This is a genomic window from Streptomyces sp. NPDC015032 (assembly GCF_043080425.1).
Classification (GTDB): Bacteria; Actinomycetota; Actinomycetes; order Streptomycetales; family Streptomycetaceae; genus Streptomyces.
The window spans coordinates 97,367-109,545 of the sequence record NZ_JBIBVN010000018.1; the positions used below are offsets into that span (position 1 = coordinate 97,367).

Genomic DNA, 12,179 nt, shown 5'->3' on the forward strand with positions numbered 1-12,179 from the left:
CAACCGCCTGGGCAGAACCTGGCGGCGCACCAGAACAGCCACGTACCGACGCGTGTCGGTACCGGCGCCGCCCACCGCCGTCCATGCTTCCCTGTCACCACTCTGTGACATGTCACACCTCTCAAGGAGCTACGATGCAGACGAACACCCACCCCCGCACCCGCCCCTGGCACGGTGTCATGGTCGCCACGCCGATCACCCTGCGCGACGACTGCACGATCGACTACGACGCCTATGGCGCGCACGTGCAAGACCTCATCGCGGCCGGTTGCGACGGGGTGGTGCCCAACGGATCGCTGGGGGAGTACCAGACCCTGACCGACAGCGAACGCGAGCAGGTGATCCGGGTCGCCGTCGACGCGGCGGGCGACGGCAGCCGCGTCATGCCCGGTGTCTCCGCCTACGGCAGCGCGGAGTCACGGCGCTGGGCGGAACAGGCCGCGGAGGCGGGTGCCGGCTCCGTACTGCTCCTGCCGCCCAACGGATACCGGTGCGAGGACGAGGCGGTCCGCGCCCACTACGCCGATGTGGCCCGAGTCGGGGTTCCAGTGGTCGCGTACAACAACCCGTACGACACCAAGGTGGACCTGGCACCGAGCCTGCTCGCCGCACTCCACCAGGAGGGCAGCATCGTGGCGGTCAAGGAGTTCAGCGGTGATGTCCGAAGGGCCTACGAGATCGCCGAACAGGCACCCGGCCTCGACGTGCTCGTGGGCGCCGACGACGTACTGCTGGAACTGGCACTGGCCGGGGCCGTCGGCTGGATCGCCGGCTGCCCGAACATGCTGCCCTCCTGCTGCGTCGAGCTCTACCGGGCGGCTGTGACGGGTGACATGGCAACAGCGCTGCCGCTGTACCGGGAGCTGCACCCCCTGCTGCGGTGGGACTCGAAGCCGGAGTTCGTCCAGGCCATCAAGGCTTCCATGGACGTTGCCGGACGCCACGGCGGCCGTACCCGCCCGCCGCGCCTGCCCCTGCCCGAAGACGACGCGGCCGCCGTACGTGCCGCGACGGAGAAGGCGCTGGCCGGGGGCCTCGTCTGAACTCCGTTCCGACGCCGTACGCCCCGCCGATGTCCGACCCGGCCCATGCCTTGCGCTCTTCGTCTTCTTCTTGGCGAACCCTGGGGGAGCCTTGCAGACACGTCACATATTCCATGCAGTCGACTCACACACCGAGGGCATGCCCACCCGCGTCATCACCGGTGGCATCGGGACCATCCCCGGTGCCACGATGGCCGAACGGCGCAGCTACTTCCAGAAGCACCGGGACGCCGTGCGTACGCTCCTCATGTACGAACCACGCGGCCATGCCGCGATGAGCGGCGCGATCCTTCAGCCGCCCACCCGGCCCGACGCGGACTTCGGCGTCCTCTACATAGAGGTGTCCGGGTTCCTGCCGATGTGTGGGCACGGCACCATCGGCGTCGCGACCGTTCTGGTGGAGACCGGCATGGTCGAGGTCACCGAACCCGTCACCACCGTGCGGCTGGACACCCCGGCCGGACTCGTCAGCGTCGACGTACAGGTGCGTGACGGCGCGGCCACCGCCGTCACGCTGACCAACGTTCCCGCGTTCAGCGTCGCGCTCGACCGGACGGTGGACCTCCCCGGCCACGGACCGGTCCGCTACGACCTCGCCTACGGCGGCAACTTCTACGCGATGGTGGACCTGTCCGACCTCGGGCTGCCCTTCGACCGGGACCGCAAGGACGACATCCTGGCGGCGGGACTGGGGCTGATGGACGCGGTCAACGCGGCCGACCGGCCCGTTCATCCGGAGGACCCGGACATTCACGGCGTCAAACACGTGCAGTTCATCGCACCCGGTTCCGACGCCCGCCACTCCCGGCACGCGATGGCGATCCACCCCGGCTGGTTCGACCGGTCGCCCTGCGGAACCGGCACCTCGGCGCGGATGGCCCAACTGCACGCACGCGGCGAACTGCCCCTGGACACCGATTTCGTGAACGAGTCCTTCCTCGGAACCTCGTTCACCGGGCGCCTCACCGGGAAGACCACGGTGGGTGGGCTGCCCGCCGTCGTCCCGAAGGTCACGGGCCGCGCCTGGATCACCGGTACCGCACAATTCTTTCTGAACCCGTCCGACCCCTTCCCCGAAGGATTCCTGCTGTGAACCTGCCCCTGCTCGGCGCCGACGACATCGAGGCCCTGGGACCGACCGGAGCCGTGGACGCCCTGGAGGCGGCGCTGAGCGGGGGACTCGATCCGGAGGCGTCTCCCGCCCGGCACCATGTCACCGTGCCGGGCGGGGAGCTGCTGATCATGCCCGCCACCACCCGGCGGGTGACCGGGGTGAAGATCGCCGGAGTCGCCCCCGGCAATCCGGCACACGGCCTGCCCCGGATCACCGGAAGCTACCTGTTGCTCGACGGCCCCACCCTGCTGCCGCTCGCCCTGCTCGACGGAGCCGCGCTCACCACGCTGCGCACACCGGCCGTGTCCGCGCTCGCGATCCGCCACCTCACCGGGCCCGTACTGCGTCACATGGTGCTCTTCGGGACGGGCCCGCAGGCGTACGGGCACCTCGCCGCGGTGCTCGCGGAACGGCACGTCGAACAGGTCACCGTGATCGGCCGGACCCCGCGCCGGGTCGACGCACTCGTGGAGCACGCCCGCGGGCTCGGCGTGGACGCCCGTGCGGCCGAGGGGTACGGGGCGGAGGAGGTCGCCACGGCCGATCTGGTGCTCTGCTGCACCACGTCCGCGGCTCCGCTGTTCGACGGCACCCTCGTGCCGGACGGGGCGACGGTCGTCGCGGTCGGCTCGCACACCCCGGATGCCCGGGAGGTCGACACCGCTCTGGTGTCGCGCTCCGCCGTGTTCGTCGAATCGAGGGCGGCAGCCCTGTCGGAAGCGGGAGACCTGCTGATCCCGATGGCAGAGGGGGCCTTCGGCGCAAGGGACATCACCGGCACCCTCGCGGATCTGGTGGCCGGTCGGCTTCCCGGCGAGAAGCCGGTTGCCGACGGGCAGCCGGTCGCCGACGCGCGTCCCAAGTTCTTCAAGAGCGTCGGGATGGGCTGGGAAGACCTCGCGGTCGCCGCTGCGGTGCACCGGAATTCAGCCCCCTGAGCGAGTTGTCCACAGGCAGGGAGCGACGGGCCCGAGTGGGAAACGTGACATTGTATTCTGAGGGCCCGTACGGCGCTGGAGGAACACATATGGCCCGCCTGACGACGCTCAACGCCATCTCGGCGCAAGAGCACTTGCGCGACCGGGTGGCGAACGCCCTCAGGGCGGCCCTGATCGCCGGGGACCTCCGTCCGGGCATGATCTACTCCGCCCCCACGCTGGCCGCCGAGTTCGGGGTGTCCGCCACCCCGGTCCGCGAGGCCATGCTCGACCTCGCCCGCGAGGGCCTGGTCGAAGCGGTTCGCAACAAGGGGTTCCGGGTCACGGAGCTGACCGAACAGGATCTCGACGACTTCACCGAACTCCGCGCCATGATCGAGGTGCCCACGGTCGGCCGCATCGCCCGGATGGGCAAGACCCGGGAGCTGAAGGCGCTACGGCCGCTCGCCCTGGCGATCGTTGCCGCCGCCGCCGAGCACGACATCATCGGCTACCTGGAGGCGGACCGTCGCTTCCATCTGGAACTGCTCGGCCTGGCCGGCAATCGCAGACTGGTCGAGGAGGTCGGCGACCTGCGCAAGCGTTCACGGCTCTTCGGACTCAACCGGCTCGACTCGACGGGTCAGTTGACGACATCGGCCGAGGAACATGTGCAGCTGCTCGACCTCATGATCGCCGGTGACGCGCAGCGCGCCGAGCGGTGCATGCTGGCTCATATGTCACATGTCAGGTCGCTCTGGGCAGAGGAGGAAGCCGACGACACGGGTTCGGGAGGCGCCAGGATCAGAAGGGTGACGCTGCCGGTCGGGGACGCCTGAGAGCCTGTCGAGTGGCCTCTGATCGGGCGGCCACGCCCGATCAGAGGTCACCCGACAGGCTCTGAGCCACCGGTCGCGCCGCGGGGCCCGAGAGATGTTCCCCGGTGCGCCCGGGGCGCTTCGTGTTTAGTCCCCTTCGCCGGCCGCCCCGGCGGGCCCGTGGGGCACCATCCTTCGCCGGCCGCCCCGGCGGGGCCGGGGAGGCCGTTGGAACGGGCCGTTCGGACCGAATCCCTGCTCAATGGTCCAGCAGGGCGGCCATCCACTCCTCGATCCCGTCGGCGGTGCGCGGCAGCGCGGACGACATGAGGCGAGCGCCGTCGGCCGTGATCACGAGGTCGTCCTCGATCCGCACCCCGATACCGCGCAACGACGGGGGCAGTGTCTCGTCGTCGGGCTGGAGATAGAGCCCCGGCTCCACCGTCAGCACCTGGCCGGTCTCCAAGCGCCCGTCCAGGTAGGCGTCGGCGCGTGCCTGGGCGCAGTCGTGGACGTCCATGCCGAGCATGTGGCCGCTGCTGCAGAGCGTGTACCGGCGGTAGAAGCCGTTGTCGGCGTCGAGCGCCTCATCGGCGGACATCGGCAACACGCCCCATTCGTGCAGCCCTTCGGCGATGACCCGCATGGCCGCCAGATGGAAGTCACGGAACCGCGCACCGGGGCGCAGGGCGGCGATGCCCGCCTCCTGCGCGGCCAGTACCAGCTCGTATACGCTGCGCTGAACGGGCGAGAAGCGGCCGGACAGTGGCAGGGTGCGGGTGATGTCGGCCGTGTAGAGCGAGTCGGTCTCCACCCCGGCGTCCAGGAGCAGCAACCGGTCGCGCTCCAGTGCTCCGTCGTTGCGGATCCAGTGCAGGACACAGGCGTGCGCCCCGGCTGCGGCGATCGTGGAGTAGCCCGGACCGTTGCCCTCCAGCCGGGCCCGCAGATCGAAGACGCCCTCGATCCAGCGCTCGCCGCGTCGGTGCCGCAGCGCCTGCGGGAGGCTTCGCACCACGTCCTCGAACCCTGCCACCGTCGCATCCACGGCGTGCTGCAACTGATCCGTCTCCCACGGGTCCTTGACGAGGCGGAGTTCGCTGAGCACCGCCGCCAGTCCGGCCGGAGCCGACCGTCCGGGTATGGACGGACCTCGGCTGCGCAGCAGTTCGTCGACGGTCGGGTCCACGCCGCCCAGTACCCGTACGGGGGGTTGCGGTCCGGTCAGCAGCTTCTCCCAGGCGTCCAGGTGCGCGCAGCGGATGCCGGTCATCCGGGTGGCCTCCGCCAGGTCGGGCCGCCGCCCGACCCAGAACTCCCCGTATCGGCGGTCGCGGTAGAACTCGTGACCGGTGCGCGGTGACCGGGGCCGCAGGTACAGCACCGCCTCGTGCCGCTCGTCGCCGTCGGGTTCCAGGACGAGGACATGGCCGGCCTGGTCCTCGCCGGTGAGCCCGGTGAGCCAGGCGTATCCGGTGTGCGGACGGAACCGGTGGTCGGTGTCGTTGGACCGGACCGAGAGCGCGCCCGCCGGGATGATCAGGCGTTCGCCGGGGAAGCGGGCGGCGAGCCGGGCACGGCGGGCGGGTGTGACGTCGTACGGGGGAACGCGGATGTCCGCCGGTAGCGGGGTGTCCGCCCACGCCGTGCTCATGAAGGCGTCCAACGCAGGGGAAACCGGCAGGTCATGACTGCTGGTGCGGGGTGCGGAGAGGGAACGGGGCACGGGCATGGCTCCTCTGTGCTCTGTCGTGGCGCTCATGAAATCCGTTGATGCGGCGATGAGTTGGCGCGGAGATGAATGTGCGCCAGAGGGCTTCCAAAGAACATGTGACATGTGCCATTGTACAGCGCGCAGCCCGGATGAGGTCGTGTCCATGCCATAGCACGCAGATGGGCCCGGTCCGGCCTCACCCCGCGCGATCCCCCACAGCCGCGCACTGTCGCGCGGTCACCACTCCGCTGGGAGGCGGCACGTGAAGAACCGAACGGTTCGACAGAGAATTACTGGATTGTCCACTGCGGTCCTGGCAGCATGCCTGGGCGTGGGCCTGCTCTCCGCACCGGGCCAGGCCGTCGAGCGACCCCCCATCGCATCGACAGCGACCGGCCACGACCGGACCGGCGACGCCGGTCAGGTCCGTACGGGCAGCGGGCCTGCCGCAGAGCCCGGCGGCCCCACCGCCGAGTCGCTGACGGCGCGCGCCGACGATGCCGCTCACGTCCAGCGCAAGTCGCTCAAGGCCGCCGACCTGCCGCCGGTGTCCGCGTCCAAGGACGCGCTCAAGCGGGATTACGACGACCCGAATGCCGCGCTTCCGAGCCACCAGGCGCCTTCCATGAAGGCCGAGAAGCGCCGCGCCAAGAAGCTCGGCACGGCCGCTGCCGAGTGCAACGTCACCGACTTCACCAACAACACCGGAAGCGCCCTGGTCGAGAAGGTCAAGGCGGCCACCACCGACTGCGTCAACACGCTGTTCCGCATCCAGGGCCAGGACGGCTACAACGCCTTCCGCGAGGACCAAATGGTCACCATCGCCGACGCGATGCGCGACGCGTCGGCCTCCTACCCGGGTGACGCCAGCACCGGCATGCCGCAGCTGATCCTCTTCCTCCGGGCCGGCTACTACGTGCAGTTCTACGACCCCGACACCGTCGGGGAGTACGGGCCGCGACTGGTCACGGCCATCCAGGGCGCGCTCGACGGCTTCTTCGGCTCCTCGCACGCCTTCGACGTCACCGACGCCAACGGCGAGAGCCTGTCCGAGGCGATCATCCTGGTCGACAGCGCCGAGCAGAACGCCCGCTACCTGAACATCGTCAAGAAGATGCTGGCGGACTACGACGAGTCGTACAACGACTTGTGGCACATGCGGAACGCCGTGAACAGCGTGTACACGGTGATGTTCCGCGGTCACCAGGTGCCGGAGTTCGTCACCGCCATCGAGGCCGACCCGAGCGTCCTGACCTCGCTGCGCGACTTCGCCGCGAACCACATCGACCTGCTGGGCACCGAGAACTCGTTCCTGGCCGCCAACGCGGGACTCGAGCTCGGCCGCTTCCTCGAGGAGGACTCGCTGCGCGACAAGGCGAGCCCGCTCGCGGTCGACCTGATGAGCAAGAGCTCCATCGACGGCCCCACCGCTCCGCTCTGGGTCAACCTGGCGAAGATGGTCGACGCCTACGACAAGGACAACTGCGCGAAGTACGACGCCTGCAACCTCGCGGAGCGTCTCGAGAAGGCTGTCCTGCCGGTGAAGCACACCTGTAGCGACAGCATCACCATCCGGGCGCAGGACATGGCCGCGGAGGAGCTGGAAGCCAGCTGCACCAGCCTGCGCAACCAGGACGCCTACTTCCACGAGGTGGCCCGGGACAACGGTGCGGTCGCCGACGACAACAACAAGACCATCGAGGTCGTGGCCTTCGACTCCAGTGCCGACTACCAGACCTACGCCGGTGTGATCTTCGGTATCGACACCAACAACGGTGGCATGTACCTGGAGGGCGACCCCAAGGCCGAGGGCAACCAGCCCCGCTTCATCGCCTACGAGGCCGAGTGGGCCCGTCCCGACTTCCAGATCTGGAACCTCAACCACGAGTACACGCACTACCTCGACGGCCGCTACAACATGTACGGCGACTTCGAGGCCGGACTGACCACGCCGACCGTCTGGTGGGTCGAGGGCTTTGCGGAGTACATCAACTACTCGTACCGCAAGGTCAACTACGATGACGCCGCCACCCAGGCCGCGAACCACACCTACCCCCTGCGGACCCTGTTCGACACCACCTACGAGAACACCGACCAGACCCGAACCTACAACTGGGGTTATCTGGCCGTCCGTTACATGATGGAGTCCCACCGCGCGGACATCGACACGCTCCTCGGCTTCTACCGCAAGGGTGACTGGGACGGTGCCCGCACCCTGCTCACATCGACCATCGGCGACCGTTACGAAGCCGACTGGAACACCTGGCTGGACGCCTGCGCGGCCGGCGCCTGCGGCGGCGGCACGCCCACCGAGCCCGGGGGCGAGTGCCCCGGGAAGGACACCAGGGAGCTGGGCAAGGACTGCAAGCGCAGCGGGCTGAAGGCGGTCAAGGACGACTACGCCTACCTGTACGTACGCATTCCGGCGAACACCGCTCAGCTGCAGATCACCGTGACGGGCGGTACGGGCGATGCCGACCTCTACTACAACGCGGACAAGTGGGCGACCACCGACGCCTTCACCAGCAAGGCGGTCGGCGCCGGGAACGAGCACACGCTGACCATCGACAACCCGGAAGCCGGAGACCGCTTCATCAGCCTGCACGCCGTTGAGGGATTCGACGGTGTGACCGTCTCCACCAAGTACTGAGCACCTTCGGACACACGACAACGGCCGGCCTGCGGAGGGGAGTTCCCTCTGCAGGCCGGCTCTGCCGGGCCGCCCCGGTTCACAGCAGCCGCAGCCCGTCGGGCGCCGTTCCGTTCGTCAGGGTCTCCACGAGCAGGTCGAACAGGGTCGGCCCCCGCCCCGCCAGGGCATCGTCCAGGCGCCGCTGTACGGCAGGTCTGTTGGTGACGTGCACCCGGTCCAGGCTCTGCCGCAGATGACGCGCCGTCTCCGCATGGCCCAGGGCCCGCGCGGAGAGCGTGTGGTCCCGCCACTCGAAGACGAAGTCGTCGTCGTCCGGCGTGCCCATCCCGCCGCTGAGACAGTCCGCGAGGGCGTCGAGGTTGCGACCGAAGTATCCGCCGGGGCCGTTCACCGCCTCGCCGATCACGTTCCAGAACTGCTCCAGGCCGGTGACCCGGGAGCCGTCGATCACATAGGTCACGGTCATGGGTGGAGGGTACAAGTCCGGTTGCTTCCACCGGCCCGTGATCCGCGCCGCAGGTGGGGGGCTACGGCGCGGACCGGCTCGGGGCCGGGCTTCAGCAGCCGCGGTCGATCAGGTTGAAGGAGGCGTAGTGGTCGCTGGTGTAGTAGTCCTCCCGCGCCTCTTCACCCGTGACGACGCGTCGCGCGCCGCGGGTCGGGGAGCCGGGGGTGATGACCGTGTACTCGTGGTAGTAGCCGGTGCTCCGGCTGGGCAGGACGCCTTCACGGTTCTGGAAGACGGCGCCGTCCTGCTTGTACGGGAACGGGCCGCCCGCCTCGATCAGGCCGAGGGTGTCGTGGGCCTGGGCGGGCAGCGCCGAATAGCAGATGCTGCCGACCGACGTGATGCCGGCACCGGTGGTGGCGACCGGGTCGGCCGCGGCGGTGGCAGTCGTGGTGACCGGGCCGCCGACGAGGAGAACGGACAGGAGGGCGGCAGCGCCACCGAGTGTGGTGATCCGTGGGGGGATTCGCATAACCATCATGATGACGCGCGTAGACACGGTGCCGTCAACGTCAACCGATGTGAATTTTTTGGAAGTTAACCGGAGGGACGGAATTGTGACGCCGTTGTGTCCGAGGGTTCGCGGGCCGCTCCGGCCCGCCTGTTCACTTGTTGATGTGTCGACAAGCGTGACGGCCGGTCTGTGGGGCATGCATCCCCGTGGAGATGTTCCGGGAACACGTTCGACGAGATGGCGAGCAGGGGGCGATTCACTGTGCGGGCGGGGGAAATGATGAAACGTCGGGGAGATGCCGATTCCATGGCGGACGGGGCGGCTTGCGGGCCGGGGGCACAGGGGCAGCAGCCGGTCCGGCTGCATCGCAGACTGGCCCGTACCGATCTGGCAGCCGTGAGCGAAGTGCGGTGCGCGTTACGTGAGTTACTGCGCTATCGGTGGCCGACCGAACCGGCCGAGGTGGCAGAGCTCCTGCTCAGCGAGCTGGTGACCAACGCGTTGATCCACACGAGGCACGGCGCGGTCGTCACGGCGAGCGTGGCGCCCGCCGGATTACGGGTGGAGGTACGGGACTTCGTCGCCGGGATGCCTCCGTCGTACGTACCGGACGCCGACGACGGTACGCACGGACGGGGGCTTTTCCTGGTGCGGAGTCTCGCGGACGCCTGGGGGATGGGCGCACACCCGCTGGGCAAGGTCGTCTGGTTCGAGCTGGACGGCGAAAGGCCCTGAGAACCCGTCAGTGGACCGGGCTGTCAGGGCCTTCTGCGGCAGATCGGCGGGCCGTGCGCGGATCTGCGTGAATCGGTGGATCAGCCGAACTGCTGCTCCAGATCCTTCAGTTTCCGCTCCAGCGAATCGAGCCGGGGCAGTGCCTGGGTGTCGTCCTCGGCGGTGAGGTCGACGGTGACCGGATCATTCGCGTTCCGCTCCGGGGCGCCGGAGTTCGGTCCCGTCACGGCTTGCAGGGACGGCCGGTGACGCAAGGGCAGTTGCCCCGGCTCGGATATGGCGGGCTCCACGGCGGACTGCGCGGACGCCGTCGTCGGGGCGATCGCCGGGATGTCCACCTGGGTGCCGCCCCGGCCGACCCGGCGCCAGGCCCGGTTCTGCCGGTTCAGCGCCTTGATGTGGGCCCGGTCCAGCTTCTCCTGGTCCTTCCTGCGGAGCCGGTTCTGCTCCTTCTCCCGCCGGTCCTCGCGTACTTCCTCGACGGCTTCGTCCAGGCTGCGCACACCCTCCAGCAGCATCAGCGACCAGGCGCCGAAGGTCTCCCGGGGGGCGCGCAGCCACCGCACGATCCGGATCTGCGGCAGCGGACGGGGCACCAGGCCCTGCTCGCGCAGGGCGGCCCGGCGGGTCTGCTTCAGTGCCCGGTCGAAGAGCACGGCCGCCGAGAGCGACATGCCCGCGAAGAACTGCGGGGCGCCCGCGTGGTCCACTCCGCGCGGCGCGTGCACCCAGTTGAACCAGGCCGCGGCGCCGGCGAACGTCCATACGAGCAGCCGGGAGCCCAGCGCCGCGTCACCGTGGCTGGCCTCGCGCACCGCGAGTACGGAACAGAACATCGCGGCCCCGTCGAGGCCGAACGGAACGAGGTATTCCCAGCCTCCGGAGAGGCCGAGGTTCTGCTCGCCGAAGCCGACGAGCCCATGGAAGGAGAGTGCGGCGGCGACCGCCGCACAGCAGAACAGCAGGATGTACGAGGCGGTGGCGTACAGCGCCTCCTTGCGTCTGCGACGCTCCTCGCTGCGTTCCCAGCTGTCATCGGCAGCGGAATCGTCGGCGGCGCGCTTGCCGCGTGCGACCACCGCCACCGCCGCCAGGACTCCCACGAGCAGCACGGCGCCCGGAAGCAGCCAATTCAGCGATATGTCGGTCAGTCTCATGCGCGGTCCCTTGCGTCGCGTAGGGCATTTCGGGCGCCATGATTGCCGAAACCCCCTCATGCACAGGGGGTTTCGGGGCAAGAGAACGCCATTGGGTTGGCGGGGCATACGGATAGTCGAGATCTGATCGAGTATTCGTACGCGGCCAGTGATCTGCGTTCGAATAATACTACCCGTGAGGGTGGTGTGGATTCAGTGAGCGAGCGTCAGTTTCCGTACGCGGTCCGCGTCGCAGGTGCGGGGGCACGTGACGCAGGTGTCGTCGGGGCGGATTGTGTAGAAGAGGCAGCAGCTCGCCCGGTCGCGGGTGGGCAGCGGCTCGCCGCCCGGCCCGGCCAGTTCACGGAAGCCGGCCGAGCCGACGTACGGCTTCGTGGTGCCGGGCAGGAGCGCCTCCAGCTCGGTCATCGCCCGCCGCTCCTCGCCCAGCAGATGGGCGATGTACCAGAGGCCCTCGACGATCTCGTCCGTCGCCATGCCCCACAGCGCCCGCCTGCCGCGCCGCATCCGCGGTCCGAAGCCGTCCAGCACCGGGCCGATGTGGTCGGCGACCGCGGAGAGCACCTCGGCCCGCAGCGCCGCCTCGTCGGGGACCACCCGGGCGCCCGGCAGCCCGGCCGCCGGATCGTCCGGGAGGCAGGCGAACTCCCGTACGCGGACGGTCAGGTGGCCCAGCGCCCGCTGGAACGCCACATCCCCGACGGGGATCCGGGGTACCCGCCGGTGCAGGAACCACGGCACCGTCACCAGCAGGCAGGCGGGCCAGGCGTATCGGTGCAGGCCGAAGCTGGCGACCACATCGGGCCTGGGCTGCTGCCCGTAGTCCCGCAGCACCTGCGCGTGGTCCCGGGCGAGGAAAGTGTCGAGAGCGGCGCCGCCGGCCGCGAGTTCGTCCGCGCCCACCCAGCCGGCACCGCGCGGAGCGGCGTCGTCGCCCGTCAGCACCTCGACGCGCAGCCCGGGGAAGACCTCGGCCAGGCGCGCGTACGCGCCCGTCAGGGCGGACGCGGAGGTGTCGGGAAACAGGGCGGGAAGGGTCATGCAGGACCACCACATCGCGATCGTT

General features: G+C 69.5%; 11 protein-coding genes. 6 read left to right on the forward strand and 5 right to left on the reverse strand.

The features are described 5' to 3' along the window. Positions 1-134: 134 nt before the first annotated feature. The 4 genes from ACF08M_RS24250 (at position 135) to ACF08M_RS24265 (ending at position 3,913) form a co-directional block, all read left to right on the forward strand. Positions 135-1,043, forward strand: coding sequence for a dihydrodipicolinate synthase family protein (locus tag ACF08M_RS24250; protein WP_392187368.1), 909 nt, complete (start codon positions 135-137; stop codon positions 1,041-1,043). Positions 1,044-1,134: 91 nt separating this feature from the next. After that, positions 1,135-2,136, forward strand: a complete 1,002-nt coding sequence (locus ACF08M_RS24255) for a proline racemase family protein (RefSeq protein WP_392187369.1) — start codon at positions 1,135-1,137, stop codon at positions 2,134-2,136. Further along, positions 2,133-3,095, forward strand: coding sequence for an ornithine cyclodeaminase family protein (locus tag ACF08M_RS24260; RefSeq protein ID WP_392187370.1), 963 nt, complete (start codon positions 2,133-2,135; stop codon positions 3,093-3,095). Before ACF08M_RS24255 ends, ACF08M_RS24260 begins: the two co-directional genes overlap by 4 nt. Positions 3,096-3,184: 89 nt before the next feature. Continuing rightward, positions 3,185-3,913: a GntR family transcriptional regulator gene (locus ACF08M_RS24265; RefSeq protein ID WP_392187371.1), complete on the forward strand. Its 729-nt coding sequence runs from the start codon at positions 3,185-3,187 to the stop codon at positions 3,911-3,913. Positions 3,914-4,151: 238 nt separating this feature from the next. On the opposite strand, the gene ACF08M_RS24270 is transcribed toward ACF08M_RS24265, so the two are convergent. Continuing rightward, complete coding sequence (locus tag ACF08M_RS24270; RefSeq protein ID WP_392187372.1) at positions 4,152-5,618, reverse strand: aminopeptidase P family protein; 1,467 nt, start codon at positions 5,616-5,618, stop codon at positions 4,152-4,154. Positions 5,619-5,868: 250 nt separating this feature from the next. On the opposite strand from ACF08M_RS24270, the gene ACF08M_RS24275 reads away from it, so the two are divergent. Continuing rightward, positions 5,869-8,256 carry a M9 family metallopeptidase gene (locus tag ACF08M_RS24275; RefSeq protein WP_392187373.1) on the forward strand — a complete coding sequence of 796 codons (2,388 nt, stop codon included), beginning with the start codon at positions 5,869-5,871 and terminating at the stop codon, positions 8,254-8,256. Positions 8,257-8,335: 79 nt separating this feature from the next. Here ACF08M_RS24275 and ACF08M_RS24280 read toward each other — a convergent pair whose 3' ends face one another. Together ACF08M_RS24280 and ACF08M_RS24285 are read right to left on the reverse strand one after the other, a co-directional pair. Then, positions 8,336-8,725, reverse strand: coding sequence for a barstar family protein (locus ACF08M_RS24280; protein ID WP_392187374.1), 390 nt, complete (start codon positions 8,723-8,725; stop codon positions 8,336-8,338). 91 nt (positions 8,726-8,816) lie between these two features. Next, entirely contained in the window at positions 8,817-9,239 is a 423-nt protein-coding gene (locus tag ACF08M_RS24285; RefSeq protein WP_392187375.1) for a ribonuclease domain-containing protein, read from the reverse strand. 354 nt (positions 9,240-9,593) lie between these two features. On the opposite strand from ACF08M_RS24285, the gene ACF08M_RS24290 reads away from it, so the two are divergent. Beyond that, positions 9,594-9,956, forward strand: coding sequence for an ATP-binding protein (locus ACF08M_RS24290; protein WP_392187419.1), 363 nt, complete (start codon positions 9,594-9,596; stop codon positions 9,954-9,956). Between the two features lie 80 nt (positions 9,957-10,036). On the opposite strand, the gene ACF08M_RS24295 is transcribed toward ACF08M_RS24290, so the two are convergent. Beyond that, the gene (locus tag ACF08M_RS24295) at positions 10,037-11,113 is read right to left on the reverse strand and encodes a DUF2637 domain-containing protein (RefSeq protein WP_392187376.1); all 1,077 of its coding nucleotides are present in this window, start codon (positions 11,111-11,113) and stop codon (positions 10,037-10,039) included. Between the two features lie 192 nt (positions 11,114-11,305). Further along, on the reverse strand, positions 11,306-12,154 hold the full coding sequence (locus ACF08M_RS24300) for a (2Fe-2S)-binding protein (RefSeq protein WP_392187377.1): 849 nt from the start codon (positions 12,152-12,154) through the stop codon (positions 11,306-11,308). Positions 12,155-12,179 lie beyond the last annotated feature (25 nt).